Raw genomic sequence first — 16576 nt, forward strand, 5'->3', positions numbered from 1 at the left:
CCACCAAGAAGCGATCGGGGTCGTCTTTGAAGGGTAGGGTAGGGCGTCCTGCTTGACGCTTCTCGCGCCGCTCGGAAGCGATTTCCGAAGCCTTCTTAGGTCGGCCGCGAGGTCGGCCTGTTGGCCTACTGACCATCACGGCGCCCCCTCAACTCGATGACGTTGGCCTCCGCAGGTGCCTCGAGCGATGCCACGTGGCGACCCCAGGCCAATAGCGCTGCCTTCTTCTCGGCGTCGAAGTCGTGCCTTTGATAAACGCCGACGATGCCGCCGAAGCTGACGGAGACGTGGTTCAGGATCTTCTCGACGACGTGGATCTGAACGCCGAGACGCGCCATTCCGCTCGCCATCGTGCGGCGGAGGTCGTGGAACCGCCAATCGGGGAGGGGGCGCACGTCGTTCGGATCGTTTCCGGCGTCGTCCGACTCCTCTCTCAATTCGGCGAGGATGAGGTCGTTGATCTTGTCCTTCGCGTTAGACCAACCGCTGACCGGCGTTCGTCCGGTCGTGGTGAACACCAAGGGCGAATCCTTGGCGCCGTTCGCGATCCTCGGAAGCGCGTCGAGAACTGCGAGCGCCTGCGGCGAGAGGTGAACGACGTGAGCAACGCCGTTCTTCGCGCGGTGAGCCGGGATCACCCACACGGCCTTTTCTCGATCGATCTCGCCCCACGACATTTCGCCGACTTCGGAAAGCCGCTGACCTGTGAGGGCGAGGAGGTGGACGAACGGACCGAACGGCCAACCGAGGCGATCTGCGGCTCGTAGGACGCGGCGCAATTCGTCGTCGGAAAGGACCCTGTCCCGGCTCCGCTCGACAGTTGGCGCCTTCATGCCGGCGATCGGAGACACCTCGATCACGCCGCGGTCGATGGACCAATTGAACAGGCGCCGCACGGCCGCGAGGACGCGGTTCGCCGTAACGGCCGCCCCGCGGTCGATGATACCGTCGAGCAGATCGACGACGTCTCGGCGCGTGATGGATTTGATCGAGCGCCCCCGCCATGCGCCGACCACCTCCTTCTTGAGAAGTCGCTCGGCCTCCTTCCGGGAACTCTCCCGAAGGTTCGTTTTGGCGTAGCGCTCGATGTAAAGGTCGACGACGGCCGCGACGTCGTCTTTCGGCGCCTCGCGCGCGACGCGGCGCGCGACCTTCTTCTCTGCACTGGGGTCGCGGCCCTCGGCGACGGCGGTCAGCGTCTGCCCCGCGAGTTGCCGGGCCGAAGCAAGATTGATGGCGGGATAGGTGCCGAGAGTGAGCTTCTTCGGGATGCCGGCGACGCGATAGCGTACCGCCCAACTCAGCGCGCCACTGGGCTGGCACACGAGGTAGAGCCCGACGAGCAACCCGTCGGGGATCTCGCGCCGTGCTGACCCGGGTTTGACGGCCTCGATGGCTTTGACGGTCAGAGCCTTCGCCATTGCAAGAAACCCTCATATTGAAACCGAGCGCCGCTTCTGTTGGTCGACGCGGGTAACATGGGGGTAGCATACGCGCGGTGGCTTGGATCGTCCATAACTGTCTCGGACATTGAGGGACATTTTGAAAATATATCATTAAAACAATGGTATGTAGCGGTGATTGGTGCCCGACGCTGTCCGATATCGTCTCGAAGACCAATTTGACTTCTAAGCTGTTGGTCGCACGTTCGAATCGTGCCGGGGTCGCCAATCTTCCCGTTCGTCCTATGCGATCGGCTTCCCGGAGGGGGCCATTCGACGCGACGGTCTCGCGCGTCCGCCCACCGGCGCTGCGGCGCCTCGCCGGCGTTCGGCCTCACCGTCCCCAGGTTTCCCACATCTCCTTGCCCATCTGGGCGAAGATGGTGGCGAGGATCAGGGCGTAGATCAGGATCTGGGTGCGCGAAGGTCTCATCGCTTCGTTCGTCGTCCTTCTGGCGTCGCGACGCCGAACGGCGCCGGTCTTCGACCGATATGGGGGCGGTGTGCGCCGACGTCAGCGGTTCGTCAGGTGGATCGGCACAGAATTTCATGGTGGTCGAAGAGATTCGGCCGGCGCGGGACCGAGCGGGCCGCGTATCGCCACGGAACGAGGACACCATGAACGCAGGGCTTTCGCGCAGCGTCGCCGATTCAGTCGCGGGTGGGTCGAGCATCGACGCCGGTCTGCTCGACATGCTGCGACGCGAACGCCGTCATGCCGCGGTGATGTTCCTGTCGACCGGCATGGCGCTGGGCATAGGCCTGTCGCTCGCCCTCACCTTGGCGCTCGGCGCGACGGGGCTCTGACGCATCTCACCGTGCCGCGAAACCCGCGACGGCCGAAACCACCCGATCATCGATGCCGTTGAAGCCGTGATGGGCGCGGGCGAGACAGGCGTCGCCTTCGGTGACGCCGCCGTCGAGCCAGGTCACTCGCGCGCGCCCCTTCGCCCAGGCGAGGAACGGTTCGACCCCGGCCGGCAGGGTCACTCGGCAGGAATCGTGGCGATGGTGGACGACGAGGGTCGGCGGTAGGGCCGCTGCCGAGCCGAGAATGTTCGCGACGTTTTCGGCGTCGCCGGAGGCGTCGGTCAGGAAGCCGGAGGTGAGCACCAGCCGCGCCGGTCGCGCCCCACCGGCGATGCCGCGGGCGGCGCGGAGCGTGCCGCGGCTGGTGGCGACCACCGTGACCTTGCCGTACTTGCCCATGGCGCCGACCGCCGCCGCGAGGTCGACGTCGCCCTCCGGCACCAGCACCGCGAAGTCGCGGGCCGCATAGGCCTCGCGGGTGCGCACCAGCTGGTTGCCGGGGCGGGCGATCGAGCCGTCGGTGCCGATGCCGAGGCGGCCGTCGCCACCGGCGAGCAGGATGATCGCTCCCTTGGGCCGCGCCGGCAGGAGCAGCGCCGCCTCGGTGCCGCCGACCGACAGGCCCTGAACGGTGATCCCCGCCGCGGCGGCCGGGACGAGAGACGTGGTGACGAGGACGGCGGTACCGACGAAGGCGGCGGCACAGTTCATCGGGCGATCTTCGGAGACGGTCGTCTCGATGATGAGCCTCTCGCCCGCCGAGTAAAATCGCGATGGTGTGATCGGGTGCACGTCGACGCCCCGCGGCGCCATACCGATCAGTCGACGGACCGGCGCAGTGCCTCGGTCACCGCCCGGCTGGTCGCCGCTGCCGAGCGGGCGCGGCCGGTCCTGAGCGACGGCTGGCCACCCGCCGGCCTCGTCCGCCAGCCGACGCCGGCGACGGCGACGATGCGGTTGCCGCGGAAGTCGGTCTCGCAGACGATCAGGCCGCGCTCGGCCATGTAGGAGAGGAGCCAGCGGCCACGCGACGGCGAGTGGCTACCGTAGGCCTGGGCGAGCACCGCGTCGGACGGGCAGGGGGCCTCCTCGCGCGCCGCCCGCGCCACCATCAGGAAGACGCCCTGCATCTCCTCCGGCAGGCTCTCGGCGAGCGCGATCACCCGTCCCCAGTCGTCGTCGCCGCCCTCGGTGCCGACGCCGGCGCGGGCGAGCGCCAGCCGCCGACGGAACAGCGACATGTCCTGTGCCACCTCGCCGAGGCGACGCAGCCGGCAGTGGAACTGGAAATCCTGGAAGAGCACGGGAAGCGGGCGGAACGCCGCTTCCGGGTCGGAAAGGATCTCGGCGACGATCTCGTCGAGCGCCTTCTCGATCTCCTCGGGGGAGGGGCGATCGGCCTCGTCTACCGGCGGCGGCTCGGTCAGCGGACGGGCGGCGGCGACCTGGGCGAGAAGCTCCGCCGTGGCGATCTTCGGCGCGCGCGGTGGCGGCGCGATGCGCACCGGCGCCTCCTCGATCGGCGCCGGTGCGAAGATCAGGTCGGCCATCTCCTCGCGCGCCACCTCCGGCAACGGCATCAACGCCGGGCGGCCGGAACGGCCGGAGGTCTCGACGGTGCCGATGCGGATCGGTACCGGTCGGCGGAAGAGGGCGGGTCCGAGCGCCACGAACTGGCCGGGGACGAGATCGCGGAAGGCCTCCGCCTGCCGCCGCTCCATGCCGAGGAGGTCGGCGGCGCGGGCCATGTCGATGTCGAGGAAGGTGCGGCCCATCAGGAAGTTCGAGGCTTCCGCCGCGACGTTCTTGGCGAGCTTGGCCAGCCGCTGGGTGGCGATGAGGCCGGCGAGGCCGCGCTTGCGGCCGCGGCACATCAGGTTGGTCATCGCGCCGAGCGACGCCTTGCGCGCCTCGTCCGACACCTCGCCGGCGATCGCCGGAGCGAAGAGCTGGGCCTCGTCGACCGCGATCAGCATCGGGTACCAGCTCTCGCGCTCGGCGTCGAAGAGCCCGTCGAGGAAGGCGGCGGCGGCACGCATCTGGTCTTCGGCGTCGAGACCCTCGAGGTCGAGGACGACGGAGGCGCGATGGCGGCGGATGCGGCCGGCGATGCGGGCGAGTTCCGCCGGGCTGCGCTCGGCGTCGACGACGACATGGCCGTAGGCCTCGGCCAGGGTGACGAAGTCGCCCTCCGGATCGATGATCGCCTGTTGGACGTGCGGCGCCGACTGCTCCAGCAGGCGCCGGAGCAGATGGGACTTGCCCGACCCGGAATTGCCCTGGACGAGCAGGCGGGTGGAGAGCAGTTCCTCGAGATCGAGCCTCGCGGCCTCGCCCGTCGATGTCGTGCCGAGATCGATTCCGACCTTCATGCCCACCCGATTCGCATCACTCCAGAAGGGCCGCGACCCTAGCACGCGGGTCGGGGAGGGCGAGCCTGGCGGAGCCGGTCTCCACAGGAAGTGGCGGGGGCGGTCACTCCCCCTCGGGTCGGTTCGGCACGCCGGGCGCGCGCGGCAGGAAGGTCTCGCCACGGCTGGTGATGAAGTCGTGCAGCAGTTGCGCCGCCGGCAACGGCCGTTTGCGGGTCAGCCGCACGACGTACCAACGCCGCCACAGCGGCAGGCCGGCGACGTGCACGACGGCGAGGCGCCGGTCCTCGATTTCGGCGGCCACGGTGTGGGCGGAGATGAAGGTGAGGCCGAGGCCGGCGATCACCGCCTGTTTGATCGTCTCGTTGGAGCCGATCTCCATGCCGATCTTCGGATGGATCCCGACCTTCTCGAGAAAGCGCTCCATCAGCGTTCGCGTTCCCGACCCCGGCTCGCGCACCAGGAACACTCGCTCGGTGAGCCGTTCGGGTGCCACTTCCGCTTCCTGCGCCAGGGGATCGTCGGTCGCGGCGACGATCACGTGCGGATGGGCGCCGAGGGTGATCGATTCCACCGGCGCATCTTCCGGCGGCCGTCCCATGATCGCCAGATCGACGTCGCCGGCGAGGAAGCGGGTCAGCACCTCGTAGCGGTTGCCGACGACGAGATTGAGCTCGACTTTGGGGTGGAGGCGCATGAAGGCGGCGAGCATGCCCGGTGCGAAATATTTCGCCGTCGACACCACGCCGACGGTGACGCGCCCCCCGTCGATGCGTCGCATCACATCGAGGCTCTCACGGGTGTCGGTCAGGACCGCGTCGATCCGCCGCGCCGCGTCGATCAGCTCCTGTCCGGCGGCGGTCGGCACCAGACGCGGGCCGTCGCGCTCGAAGATCGGCAGCCCGATCTCCTCTTCCAAGGCCTTGATCTGCATGGTGACGGCCGGCGGCGTGACGTGAGAGGCCTCCGCCGCGGCGGCGAAGGATCCCTTTTCGTGGGCAGCGCGGACGAGCCGAAGCTGCTTCAGCGTGACGTTCTTCATGGAATTCAGAATATCTGAATGGGCGCGTAAGAAAATACAAATTTCTTTAACCGGCGGATGGGGGCAGTCTTCGGTCCGACGGGAAACGGCGCCGGGGGTGTGCCCGATGATGGTTCGAGACGACACCCGGGCAGTGTTCTCGCGCACCGGGCCTCGGAGCCTCCGGGCCGTCGCCGCCGACGCGGTCGGATCGGACGAGGGGCTCGCGGTCGGTGCCGCCGGCATGTGAATTCGAACAATGAAAATAATGGAATTCAAAGGGAAACGTCACGAGGTTCACGACATGGTCGAAGAAAATCGCCCCCTCGATCTCGCCACCCGCCTCGACGCGTGGGCCGGAGAGGACGCCACGCGCGGCGCCGTCGCCACGACCGTGAACGTGCTGGCGCGCACCTGCGCCGAGATCGCGGCGCTGGTCGCCGCCGGACCGCTCGCCGGGAGCCTCGGCGCCTCGCGCGGCGAGGAGAACGCCGGCGGTGATGCCCAGAAGGAACTGGACGTCATCTGCGACAACATGATCGCCGAGGCGCTCCGTGGTGCGCCGGTGGCGGCGCTCGCGTCGGAAGAGGCCGATCATGCGGTGGCCCTCGATCCGGAGGGAACGCTCCTCGTCGCGGTCGACCCGCTCGACGGCTCGTCCAACATCGACACCAACGTGTCGGTCGGCACCATCTTCTCGATCCGGCCGCGCCCGGAAGGCGTCGATCCGGCCTCCGACGCCGCGTTCATGCGGCCCGGCCGCGAGCAGCTCGCCGCCGGCTACGTCGTCTACGGCCCGCACGTGGCGCTCGTTCTCACCGTCGGCGAAGGCACCGAGCTCTACGTCCTCGATCCCGAGCGCCGCAAGTTCATCCGGACCGACGCCGCTCTGGCGGTGCCGCCGCAGGCGCGCGAGTTCGCCATCAACATGTCGAACTATCGCCACTGGGACGATCGCATCCGCACCTACGTCGACGATCTGGTCGCCGGCAAGGACGGCCCGCGCGGCGAGGACTACAACATGCGCTGGATCGCCTCGATGGTCGCCGAAGCGCATCGCATCCTCGTGCGCGGCGGCGTGTTCCTCTATCCGGGCGACGCGCGCAAGGGTTACGCCTCCGGCCGTATCCGTCTCGTCTACGAGGCCGCTCCGATGGGCTTCATCATGGAGCAGGCCGGTGGCCGGGCGAGCGACGGCAAGAATTCCGTTCTCGATCTCGTTCCCGAGAAGCTGCACCAGCGCGTACCGCTGGTCTTCGGGTCGCGGGTCAAGGTCGACCGTGTCGAGCGCTACCTCTCCGCCGACCTCGGCTGGAGCGACAAGTCGCCGCTCTTCTCGCGTCGCGGCCTGCTGACGGTCTGAGCCCGCATTCGTCGAAACGATACGAAGCCCCGTGATCTCGAACACGGGCGGAGGAACATCCCATGTCGGTCAAGCATCCGATCATTTCCGTCACCGGCTCCTCGGGAGCGGGCACCACCTCGGTGAAGCGCACCTTCGACCAGATCTTCCGCCGCGAGGGCGTCAAGACCGCGTCGATCGAGGGCGACGCCTTCCATCGCTACGACCGCGCCGACATGCGCCGCGTCATGGCCGAAAAGGGAGCGGCGGGCGATCACAACTTCTCGCACTTCGGCGAGGAGGCGAACCTGCTCGCCGAGCTCGAAGAGAGCTTCCGTTCCTACGCCGCGACCGGCACCGGCAAGACCCGCACCTACATCCACGACGCCGACGAGGCGGAGAAATACGGCTCGGCGCCGGGCACCTTCACCGCTTGGCGCGATCTCGAGCCCGGCTCCGACCTGCTCTTCTACGAAGGCCTGCACGGCGCCGTCGTCACCGACAAGGTCAACGTCGCCCAGCACGCCGACCTGAAGATCGGCGTCGTGCCGGTCATCAATCTCGAGTGGATCCAGAAGCTCCACCGCGACAAGGCGACCCGTGGCTATTCGACCGAGGCGGTGACCGACACCATCCTGCGCCGCATGCCGGACTACGTGAACTACATCGTGCCGCAGTTCACCCAGACCGACGTGAACTTCCAGCGCGTGCCGACCGTCGACACCTCGAACCCGTTCATCGCCCGGTCGATCCCGACCCCGGACGAGAGCATCGTGGTGATCCGCTTCAAGAGCCCGCGCGGCATCGACTTCCCCTATCTCCTGTCGATGATCCACGACAGCTTCATGAGCCGGGCGAACTCGATCGTCATCCCCGGCGGCAAGCTCGACATCGCCATGCAGCTGATCCTGACGCCGCTGATCATGCAGATGGTCGACCGCCGCCGTCGGGCGATGTGAGGAAACGGAGGGGGGCGCCGTGGGCCAGGTGACGGACCACTCACGGCCGTCGTCCCCGGCGAGCGAAGCGAGGGAAGGGGACCCAGAGCGGTCTCGCTTCCCGGTGCGCGCCCGCTGGATCCCCTTCCCCTGCGCCGTCTTCGACGGCTCCGGCCGGGGATGACGGCCTTCCCTGTCGCCACGGCCATAGGCCCACCCCCGCAGACCGCCAAGAACAACAGAACGACATTCGCCCGAGAGGACATCGCCCATGAACGTCGCGACCCCCGTCGATTCCGCCGCTCCCGGCTCGCTCGCCTGGCCGGTCACCGCCGCCGTCAGGGCGCTCGCCATGGACGCCGTCGAACAGGCCAAGTCGGGTCACCCGGGGGCGCCGATGGGCATGGCCGAGATCGCCGCCACCGTCTGGCGCGGTCACCTGCGTCACGACCCGGCGAACCCGAAGTGGCCGAACCGCGATCGTTTCGTGCTGTCCAACGGCCACGGCTCGATGCTGGTCTACGCGCTGCTGCATCTGACCGGTTACGACCTGTCGATCGACGATCTGAAGCAGTTCCGCCAGCTCCATTCCAAGACCCCCGGCCATCCCGAATACGGCATGACCCCGGGCGTCGAGACGACCACCGGCCCGCTCGGTCAGGGCATCGCCAACGCCGTAGGCATGGCGCTCGCCGAGAGGACGCTCGCGGCTCAGTTCAATCGCCCCGGCCACGACATCGTCGATCATCGCACCTTCGTCTTCCTCGGCGACGGCTGCATGATGGAGGGCGTCAGCCACGAGGTCGCCTCGCTAGCCGGCTCGCTCGGCCTCGGCAAGCTGATCTGCTACTGGGACGACAACGGCATCTCGATCGACGGCAAGTGCCACGAGTGGTTCGCCGACGACACGCCGGCGCGCTTCGAGGCCTACGGCTGGCACGTGGTGCGCGGCGTCGACGGGCACGATCCCGCCTCGATCGACGCGGCGACGGAAGCCGCTCTCGCCGAGACCGGCAAGCCGTCGCTGATCTGCTGCCGCACCGTCATCGGCCGCGGTTCGCCGGGCAAGGAAGGTTCCGAGAGCTGCCATGGCGCGCCGCTCGGCGCGAGCGAGATCGAGAAGGTGCGCGCGGCCATGAACTGGTCCTACGCTCCTTTCGAGATCCCGGCGGAGGTCTATGCCGCCTGGGACGCTCGCGAAGCAGGCGCAGCCGCCTCGGCCGAATGGAACGCTCGGTTCGCCGCCTATGCCAAGGCCCATCCGGACCTCGCCGCCGAGTTCACTCGGCGCGTCGCCGGTGAGCCGGCGTCCGGCTTCGCCGCCGCCTCGCTCGTCGCCCTGACCGCGGCCGAGGCCGCCGGCACCGTGGCGACCCGCAAGGCGAGCCAGATCGCGCTCGGCGCCTTCGCCGATCACTGCCCGGAGATGTTCGGCGGTTCGGCCGATCTCGCCCACTCGAACCTCACCACCCACCCGAAGGGCGTTCCGGTCTCCCGCGACCCGGCCGGCAACCAGGTGTTCTTCGGGGTGCGCGAGTTCGGCATGTCGGCGATCGCCAACGGCATCGCGCTGCACGGCGGCTTCATTCCCTATGTCGCGACCTTCCTGGTGTTCTCCGACTATGCCCGCAACGCCGTCCGCATGTCGGCGCTGATGGGCCTGCGGGTCGTCTACGTGTTCACCCACGACAGCATCGCGCTCGGCGAGGACGGCCCGACCCACCAGCCGGTCGAGCATGTCGAGAGCTTGCGCCTGATCCCCAACCTCGACGTCTGGCGGCCTGCCGACGCGGTGGAGACGGCGGCGGCCTGGGCGGCGGCGCTGTCGCGCACCGACGGTCCGACCGCGCTCATCCTGTCGCGTCAGGGCCTGCCGCCGCAGGTCCGCAACGAGGCGCCGAACGGCAAGGGAAGCCACGTGCTGCGTGATCCCGAAGGCGCCGAGGCGACCATCGTCGCCACCGGGTCGGAAGTGGCTCTGGCGATCGGCGCGGCCGAGGCGCTGGAGGCGGAAGGCGTCCACGTCCGTGTCGTCTCGATGCCCTGCGTCGAAGCCTTCGAGCGTCTCGATCGCGACGCCCAGGACGAAGCGGTGCCGCCGGAACTGCCGATCGTGGCCGTCGAGGCCGGCTCGACCCGGGGCTGGAAGGGCTTCGTCGGCCGCTCGGGTGCCGTCGTCGGCATCGATCGTTTCGGCGAGAGCGGCCCCGACAAGGCGCTGCTGAAGTACTTCGGCTTCACCGTCGACAAGGTGGTGGAGACGGTGAAGGGCGTCCTCGCCAGGGGGTGATCTCGATCCGTTTCCCACTGCGGAGCCCACCATGTGACGGGAGGCTCGCGACACGCGTTCCCTCCCCCCTCGAGGGGGAGGGACAGGGAGGGGGGGCGCGGCGGATCGACCCGTTCCATGCTTCGCGGTGCCCTCCAGCCCCCCCTCTCTGTCTCTCCCCCTCGAAGGGGGGAGAGGACCGGATGAGAGCGTCTGCGCTTTCGGCCGAGGCGGTGCTAGGGAGAACTACCCGCGGGTCGAGACCGAGGACGCCGACCTGCTTCGCAATTCACTAGGGCGTCACGTCGTCGACGCCACCGAAACGAAACGTTTTCCGAGGAGAGGACTACCGATGCCGCTCGTTTCCATGCGCCAGTTGCTCGACCATGCCGCCGAGAACGGCTACGGCCTGCCGGCCTTCAACGTCAACAACATGGAACAGGTCCGCGCCATCATGGAAGCGGCCCGCGAAACCGACAGCCCGGTCATCCTCCAGGGCTCGGCCGGTGCCCGCAAATATGCCGGTGAACAGTTCCTGCGCCACCTGATCCAGGCCGCCGTCGAGGCCTATCCCGAGATCCCGGTGTGCATGCACCAGGACCACGGCGCCTCGCCGGCGATCTGTCAGGCGGCGATCCGCTCCGGCTTCACCTCCGTCATGATGGACGGCTCGCTGCAGGCCGACGGCAAGACCGTCGCCTCCTACGAATACAACGTCGAGACGACCCGCACCGTCGTCAACTTCGCCCATTCGATCGGTGTGTCGGTCGAGGGTGAGCTCGGCGTGCTCGGGTCGCTCGAGACCATGAAGGGCGACAAGGAGGACGGTCACGGCGCCGAGGGCACCATGACCCGCGAGCAGCTCCTGACCGACCCGGATCAGGCCGCCGACTTCGTCAAGCAGACCCAGGTCGACGCGCTGGCGATCGCCATCGGCACCTCGCACGGCGCCTACAAGTTCACCAAGAAGCCGACGGGCGAGATCCTCGCCATTTCGCGCATCAAGGAGATCAACGCCCGCATCCCGAACACGCACCTGGTGATGCACGGCTCCTCGTCGGTGCCGCAGGAGCTGCTGGCCGAGATCCGCGAGTTCGGCGGCGACATGAAGGAGACCTACGGCGTGCCGGTCGAGGAGATCGTCGAGGGCATCAAGTACGGCGTCCGGAAAGTGAACATCGACACCGACCTGCGTCTGGCGATGACCGCGGCGATGCGCCGGGTGATGGCCACCAAGAAGTCCGAGTTCGATCCGCGCAAGTTCCTCGCCGCCGCGCAGGATGCCGCCAAGGGCGTCTGCAAGGCGCGCTTCGAGGCCTTCGGCACGGCCGGCAACGCCTCCAAGATCAAGCCGAAGGACCTGGAGAAGGTCGCGGCCGCCTATGCCTCCGGCGAACTGGCGCAGATCGTCAACTGATCCGACCTACCCCCCGCCCTTCGGGGCGCGGGGACGGGGTGGAGGGGGAGGGTGCATGGCCCGCACCCTCTCTCTTCTCCCGCACCGTTCCGACATCGCCCAACGAGGACTCGCCCATGCTTCCGACCGTCATCGCCCCTTCGATCCTCTCGGCCGACTTCGCTCGCCTCGGCGAGGAAGTGAAGGCCGTCGAGACCGCCGGCGCCGACTGGATCCATTTCGACGTCATGGACAACCACTTCGTGCCGAACCTGACCTTCGGTCCGATGGTGCTCCAGGCGATCAAGCCGTGGACCAACCTCAAGATCGACGCTCACCTGATGGTCGAGCCGGTCGACGCGCTGATCGAAGGCTTCGCCAAGGCCGGGGCCGACCTGATCTCGATCCATGTCGAGGCCACGCGCCATCTCGACCGCTCGCTGAAGCTCATCCGTTCGCTCGGCAAGGAAGTCGGTGTGGTGCTCAATCCGGCGACCCCGGTCTCGGCGATCGACTGCGTCCTCGACTCGGTCGACCTCGTCCTGCTGATGTCGGTCAACCCGGGCTTCGGCGGTCAGGCCTTCATTCCCTATGTCGTCGACAAGGTCGCCGAGGTGCGAGCGCGCATCGATGCGCTGGGCAAGCCGATCCGCTTGCAGGTCGACGGCGGCGTGGCGCCCGACACGATCGGGCAGATCGCCGCGGCGGGTGCCGACACGTTCGTCGCCGGTTCGGCGATCTTCAAGCACAAGGACTACGCGGCGCCGATCGCCGCGCTGAAAGCGGGGGCGGCGCGGCCGGCGTGATGGGCGATCGCCCGGCTCGACACCGTCTTCTCGCGGGCGGTCCTCTCGAAAGAGAGGGCCGCCTTCGCATTTCCGAGAGGTGCTTTCGAGGGACACGGGTTCGACGCGCGGAGTGGCGGGCGGTGTCGTGGGGTGTCCGGGCGGGCGCTCGCGGCGATCCCCGTGTCGCCGAGCCATGTCGGCGCCGCTTCGAGCGATCGCCCTGGCCGGCCCGCTGCCCCGGATCGCGTCCACGCGTCGTGAGCCGCGTCGTCTCCGTTCCGCCGCGTCGAAAAAGGCGAAGGCCGCGAGATCCCGTCGATCTCGCGGCCTTCGAGAGCCTGTCCGTCTCCCCGGCGATCAGAACTTGTAGGTGTAACCGACCGAGGCTTCCCACTGTTCCATCGAGATGCGAACCGTCTGGCCGCCCATCGCCGGGCCGGTGACCGAGGAGCGCGGCACGTAGCCGACGGCGAGTTCGATACCGGAGTTCGGGTTGAGCTTGTAGGATGCACCGCCCGAGAAGTGGTCGGTGACCACCCCCGATGCGAAGACGTTGAACATCACGTCCCGCGCGCGAATCGGGTTGGTGTTGTGCGAATAGCCGGCGCGCAGCGTCAGGTCTTTGGTCGCCTTGTACGCCGCAGCGATCGAGAACGCGTCGACGTCACGCCAACCGAAGCCTGGACCACCGGAGGTGCCAAGGGGCACGAGGCCCAGGATCGTCGAGGTGTTTCCGACGGCACCGACCTGCGAGTAGAAGATGTGACGCCAGTCGAGCATCAGGGTCAGGTCCTTGGTCGCATCCCAGGCGAGACCCGCCGAGACCGTACCCGGGATGTCGAAGCTGCCCTGACCTTCGAACAGACCCGCATATTTGTCGAGCTTGGTCGACCAGATCGGCGTGGTGCCGGTCAGGCCGAGGCGGACGCCCGGCTGGATCGTCCACTGGATACCGGCGCGGACGCCGGCGCCGAACGAGTAGTCGTTGTCGCGGTTCGACAGATTGGTCGGGTCGGACGAGAAGGCGGCGAAGGACAGGATGCCGTTGGCCCGGAACTTCTGCATGGCGACGATCGGCTGGATACCGATCGAGATGTCGCCCATCCGGCGGGCATAGCCGACCGTGAGGAACATCTGCTCGAGGTTCACACCGGCCACGCCGGCGCAGAACAGACCCATGCCGGGGGCGGGGCACATGGCGCCGCCGAACACCGCGGGATAGTTGGTGTTCATGCCGCCGTTGCCGTAGATGGCGATGCCCCAGGCCGACTCGGAGTCGATCTGGCGGGCATAGGCCATGTTCGGCATCAGGAAGTATTCGGAGCCGCTCTCGACCTTGGTGGCCGGCAACATGCCTAAGCCGGTCGCGGTCGCGTCGCGGCTCGGCGAGAACAGGGTGAAGGCGATGTTGAACTGGTTGCCGACATCGACCAGGCCCGCCGGGTTGACCGACAGCGTCATGGCGTCTTCGGCGTTGGCGACGCCTGCGCCGGCCTGCGCCTTCTGGATGGTGCCGTAACCGGTCTGGAAGTAGCCCTCGGTGGCGCTGGCCGTGGCCGCGCCGAACGTCAGAGCCGCGACCAGGCCCAAGGCGGAAACGCTGCCACGAAGATAATTGGACGTCATGTTTTTCCCCCGATGACGGGCACCCCTAGGGTCCCCATGTGGATCGCCTGGCCCTGGCGCTCCGTTCTTTCGGCGACTCCGCCCCCCGGCGGTGTCACACGAAAAGTTAGACTTTCCCGACACTCGCGTCATCGCGAATTTCGCGGAGGACACGAGGTCGATACATTCGCCGGACGACTGCGACATTTTCGCCGCGGTCCACCGAGCCGGTGGCGATGTGCACGACGCGAATCGCGCCGCGAACCGGAGGCCGAAGGCGCCGACGCGCCCGGCCTCCGACGACTCGCGAATCTCTCATCCGCACGAGAGGCATGAGAAATGCGCGCCGAGAATTTCATCGGTCATTTTCGACGACCGATGGTGTCAGGCGGCCGCACGCCGGATGACGAAGCGGAAGACCGCACCGTCCTGGCCCTGCTCCACGATCTCGTTGCCGGTGGTCCGGCAGAAGGCGGAGAAGTCGGCGACCGAGCCCGGATCGGTGGCGAGAACCTCGAGCGTGGTGCCGGCCGCCATGTCCTTCAGGACCTTCTTGGTCCGGATGATCGGCAGCGGACAGTTCAGCCCCTTGGCGTCGAGAACCCGATCGGCCATGGCGGTGTCTCCCTTCGCTCGTGAGACGGGCGCCGGCGGTCGGACCATCGGCGCCCGCGAAACCTCAGATGTAGAGGTTGATGTCGGACTTCAGCGCGTTTTCCATGTAGGTGGCGGCGCCGCCGAGCTTGATGCCGCCGATCATGTCCTCGAGCTTGTACTCGAAGAGGTCCATGGTCATCTGGCAGGCGATCATGTTGACGTCGGCATCGACCGCCATCTCGCGCAGTTCCTCGATCGAGGCCACGCCCTTCTTGGCGATCATGTTCTTCATCATCTTCGACGCCATGGCGTCGACGCCGGGGATCATGCCGACGATGTTCGGCATCACCATGTGGGTGCCCATCATCGGCATCTTCATCGCCGGGTTGCCGAGCGGCGTGACCTGCAGGTCGAGCTTCTTGAGAAGCAGCGGCAGGCCGTAGAATGTGAAGAACATCGTCACGTCGACGCCCATCGCCGCGGCCGTGGTGCCGAGGATGAAGGGCGGGTAGGCCCAGTCCAGGCTTCCCTTGGTGACGATGATGGTCATCGACTTCGGGGCGTTCGCCGACCCGGCTCCGTCTCCTTGCGGGCTCATCTTACGACCTCGCTCCCTGTTCGGTTCTAATCGTTTAGGATCCATGCGAACGGTATATTCGCATATTAGTGTAGTTCGATGAAAGAGTGCTAAGGCGCGTATCCGTTGCGCGCAAGCATGATCTTTCACAGAGTGTGGAATGCTGCATTGCAGTGTCACCGAGAAGCGACACCGGGAATGGAAGGTCGGTTGCCGTTCATGTTCGATCCACGATCCTCGCTCTTCGTCGGTTCCGAGATCTATCGACGGGCCGCCTTCGGCCGGAATCATCCGCTGGCCATCCCCCGGGTGGAAATGGTCGCCGATCTCGCCGCCGATCTCGGGTGGCTCGACGGTCGCCTGCGGATCTCGCCGGTCGCAGACCGCGACCTTTTGACGCGGTATCACGACCCCGACTATGTCGCTGCACTCGCGAAGGCCGACACCGATGGGCTGGTGAGCGCCGAGACGCGGGCCGCCCACGCCATCGGCACGATGGAAAATCCCTTCTTTTCCGGGGTCTTCGAGCGCGCGTCGACGTCCGTCGGCGGTTCCTTCGAAGCGGCTCGGCTGGCGATCGAGGGGCGCGTCGTCTTCCATCCCGCCGGCGGCACCCACCACGGCCGGCGCGAGCGAGCGAGCGGCTTCTGTTTCTTCAACGATCCCGTCTTCGCCGTCCTCGGTTTCCTCGACGCAGGGTTCGAGCGTGTCCTCTACGTCGATCTCGACGCCCATCACGGCGATGGTGTCGAGGACGCCTATGCGAGCGACGGCCGCGTCATGACCATCTCGATCCACGAGGAGGGGCGCTGGCCGGGCACGGGAGCGCTCGACGATCGCCGCGAGGGGAGGGCGCGCAACATGCCCGTGCCGCGCGGCATCAACGACAGCGAATGGCGGCTTCTGATCGACGCGGCGGTTCTTCCCACCGGGCGACGCTTCGACCCGCAGGCGGTCGTCGTCATCTGCGGCGCCGATCCGCTGAAGGGCGATCCGCTCTCGTCGATGGATCTCTCCAACCTCGCCCTGTGGGAGGCGGTGGAGAAGGTGGTGGGGCTCGCGCCGCGAGCCGTCGTCCTCGGGGGCGGCGGCTACAATCCGTGGACGCTCGCCCGGCTCTGGACCGGATTGTGGGGGCGGCTCGCCGGATTCGAGATCCCCGAGACCCTGCCCGAGGTTTCTCGGGCGCGTCTCGCGGCGCTCGACTGCGACCTCGTCGACGACGAGGATCGCGATCCCCGTTGGATGGCGACGCTGGCGGATCTGCCCAACGAAGGGGCGATCCGGCCCCGTTTCGATGAAATCGTCGCCACGATCACGGTTTCGTGAGCGGTATTGGGGCGAATCCGTAGGAAAGTTGCTGTCCGCGACATCGGTGAGCAATCGTCCCGATTGTTTCCGGGGGCGGTTCGGACGACG

The 16576-nt window shown here is 67.6% G+C and carries 14 protein-coding genes; 7 read left to right on the forward strand and 7 right to left on the reverse strand.

Annotated features, from left to right (window positions below):
- Positions 1 to 125: 125 nt before the first annotated feature.
- On the reverse strand, positions 126 to 1421 hold the full coding sequence (locus V7Q42_RS00220) for a tyrosine-type recombinase/integrase (RefSeq protein ID WP_333821574.1): 1296 nt from the start codon (positions 1419 to 1421) through the stop codon (positions 126 to 128).
- A 639-nt stretch (positions 1422 to 2060) separates the two neighbouring features.
- On the opposite strand from V7Q42_RS00220, the gene V7Q42_RS00225 reads away from it, so the two are divergent.
- The gene (locus tag V7Q42_RS00225) at positions 2061 to 2249 is read left to right on the forward strand and encodes a hypothetical protein (protein WP_333821575.1); all 189 of its coding nucleotides are present in this window, start codon (positions 2061 to 2063) and stop codon (positions 2247 to 2249) included.
- A 6-nt stretch (positions 2250 to 2255) separates the two neighbouring features.
- Here the strand turns inward: V7Q42_RS00225 and V7Q42_RS00230 are convergent, their stop codons facing one another.
- The 3 genes from V7Q42_RS00230 to V7Q42_RS00240 form a co-directional block, all read right to left on the reverse strand.
- Positions 2256 to 2963: an alpha/beta hydrolase gene (locus V7Q42_RS00230; protein WP_333821576.1), complete on the reverse strand. Its 708-nt coding sequence runs from the start codon at positions 2961 to 2963 to the stop codon at positions 2256 to 2258.
- 107 nt (positions 2964 to 3070) lie between these two features.
- The gene (locus tag V7Q42_RS00235) at positions 3071 to 4624 is read right to left on the reverse strand and encodes an ATP-binding protein (RefSeq protein ID WP_333821577.1); all 1554 of its coding nucleotides are present in this window, start codon (positions 4622 to 4624) and stop codon (positions 3071 to 3073) included.
- A gap of 103 nt (positions 4625 to 4727) precedes the next feature.
- Complete coding sequence (locus V7Q42_RS00240; protein WP_333821578.1) at positions 4728 to 5666, reverse strand: LysR family transcriptional regulator; 939 nt, start codon at positions 5664 to 5666, stop codon at positions 4728 to 4730.
- 283 nt (positions 5667 to 5949) lie between these two features.
- Between V7Q42_RS00240 and V7Q42_RS00245 the strand changes: the two genes are divergently transcribed.
- From V7Q42_RS00245 to rpe, 5 genes are all read left to right on the forward strand, one after another.
- Positions 5950 to 7008 carry a class 1 fructose-bisphosphatase gene (locus V7Q42_RS00245; RefSeq protein WP_333821579.1) on the forward strand — a complete coding sequence of 353 codons (1059 nt, stop codon included), beginning with the start codon at positions 5950 to 5952 and terminating at the stop codon, positions 7006 to 7008.
- Positions 7009 to 7070: 62 nt separating this feature from the next.
- Positions 7071 to 7946: a phosphoribulokinase gene (locus V7Q42_RS00250; protein ID WP_333821580.1), complete on the forward strand. Its 876-nt coding sequence runs from the start codon at positions 7071 to 7073 to the stop codon at positions 7944 to 7946.
- A 250-nt stretch (positions 7947 to 8196) separates the two neighbouring features.
- Positions 8197 to 10215 (forward strand): transketolase, encoded by a 2019-nt coding sequence (tkt, locus tag V7Q42_RS00255; RefSeq protein ID WP_333821581.1) that lies wholly within the window; start codon positions 8197 to 8199, stop codon positions 10213 to 10215.
- Positions 10216 to 10546: 331 nt separating this feature from the next.
- Positions 10547 to 11611, forward strand: a complete 1065-nt coding sequence (gene fba / locus V7Q42_RS00260) for a class II fructose-bisphosphate aldolase (RefSeq protein WP_333821582.1) — start codon at positions 10547 to 10549, stop codon at positions 11609 to 11611.
- 116 nt (positions 11612 to 11727) lie between these two features.
- A complete protein-coding gene (gene rpe / locus V7Q42_RS00265) occupies positions 11728 to 12396 on the forward strand; it encodes a ribulose-phosphate 3-epimerase (RefSeq protein WP_333821583.1) in 669 nt (222 codons plus the stop codon).
- A 339-nt stretch (positions 12397 to 12735) separates the two neighbouring features.
- On the opposite strand, the gene V7Q42_RS00270 is transcribed toward rpe, so the two are convergent.
- The 3 genes from V7Q42_RS00270 to dsrE2 form a co-directional block, all read right to left on the reverse strand.
- Positions 12736 to 14004, reverse strand: a complete 1269-nt coding sequence (locus V7Q42_RS00270; RefSeq protein ID WP_333821584.1) for an OmpP1/FadL family transporter — start codon at positions 14002 to 14004, stop codon at positions 12736 to 12738.
- Between the two features lie 363 nt (positions 14005 to 14367).
- Positions 14368 to 14598: a sulfurtransferase TusA family protein gene (locus V7Q42_RS00275; RefSeq protein WP_333821585.1), complete on the reverse strand. Its 231-nt coding sequence runs from the start codon at positions 14596 to 14598 to the stop codon at positions 14368 to 14370.
- Between the two features lie 64 nt (positions 14599 to 14662).
- Entirely contained in the window at positions 14663 to 15178 is a 516-nt protein-coding gene (gene dsrE2, locus V7Q42_RS00280) for a sulfur carrier protein DsrE2 (protein WP_333821586.1), read from the reverse strand.
- Between the two features lie 198 nt (positions 15179 to 15376).
- Between dsrE2 and V7Q42_RS00285 the strand changes: the two genes are divergently transcribed.
- A complete protein-coding gene (locus V7Q42_RS00285) occupies positions 15377 to 16486 on the forward strand; it encodes an acetoin utilization protein AcuC (RefSeq protein ID WP_333821587.1) in 1110 nt (369 codons plus the stop codon).
- Positions 16487 to 16576 lie beyond the last annotated feature (90 nt).

The organism is Pinisolibacter sp., assembly GCF_036782435.1.
Classification (GTDB): domain Bacteria; phylum Pseudomonadota; class Alphaproteobacteria; order Rhizobiales; family Ancalomicrobiaceae; genus CALBKH01.

Excerpts from the sequence above, each read along its gene's own strand:
- V7Q42_RS00240 (WP_333821578.1), bottom strand. The coding sequence starts at position 5,666 with ATGAAGAACGTCACGCTGAAGCAGCTTCGGCTCGTCCGCGCTGCCCAC.
- rpe (WP_333821583.1), top strand. The coding sequence starts at position 11,728 with ATGCTTCCGACCGTCATCGCCCCTTCGATCCTCTCGGCCGACTTCGCT.
- V7Q42_RS00270 (WP_333821584.1), bottom strand. The coding sequence starts at position 14,004 with ATGACGTCCAATTATCTTCGTGGCAGCGTTTCCGCCTTGGGCCTGGTC.
- dsrE2 (WP_333821586.1), bottom strand. The coding sequence starts at position 15,178 with ATGAGCCCGCAAGGAGACGGAGCCGGGTCGGCGAACGCCCCGAAGTCG.
- fba (WP_333821582.1), top strand. The coding sequence starts at position 10,547 with ATGCCGCTCGTTTCCATGCGCCAGTTGCTCGACCATGCCGCCGAGAAC.
- tkt (WP_333821581.1), top strand. The coding sequence starts at position 8,197 with ATGAACGTCGCGACCCCCGTCGATTCCGCCGCTCCCGGCTCGCTCGCC.
- V7Q42_RS00275 (WP_333821585.1), bottom strand. The coding sequence starts at position 14,598 with ATGGCCGATCGGGTTCTCGACGCCAAGGGGCTGAACTGTCCGCTGCCG.
- V7Q42_RS00220 (WP_333821574.1), bottom strand. The coding sequence starts at position 1,421 with ATGGCGAAGGCTCTGACCGTCAAAGCCATCGAGGCCGTCAAACCCGGG.
- V7Q42_RS00230 (WP_333821576.1), bottom strand. The coding sequence starts at position 2,963 with ATGAACTGTGCCGCCGCCTTCGTCGGTACCGCCGTCCTCGTCACCACG.
- V7Q42_RS00285 (WP_333821587.1), top strand. The coding sequence starts at position 15,377 with ATGTTCGATCCACGATCCTCGCTCTTCGTCGGTTCCGAGATCTATCGA.
- V7Q42_RS00245 (WP_333821579.1), top strand. The coding sequence starts at position 5,950 with ATGGTCGAAGAAAATCGCCCCCTCGATCTCGCCACCCGCCTCGACGCG.
- V7Q42_RS00235 (WP_333821577.1), bottom strand. The coding sequence starts at position 4,624 with ATGAAGGTCGGAATCGATCTCGGCACGACATCGACGGGCGAGGCCGCG.
- V7Q42_RS00250 (WP_333821580.1), top strand. The coding sequence starts at position 7,071 with ATGTCGGTCAAGCATCCGATCATTTCCGTCACCGGCTCCTCGGGAGCG.
- V7Q42_RS00225 (WP_333821575.1), top strand. The coding sequence starts at position 2,061 with ATGAACGCAGGGCTTTCGCGCAGCGTCGCCGATTCAGTCGCGGGTGGG.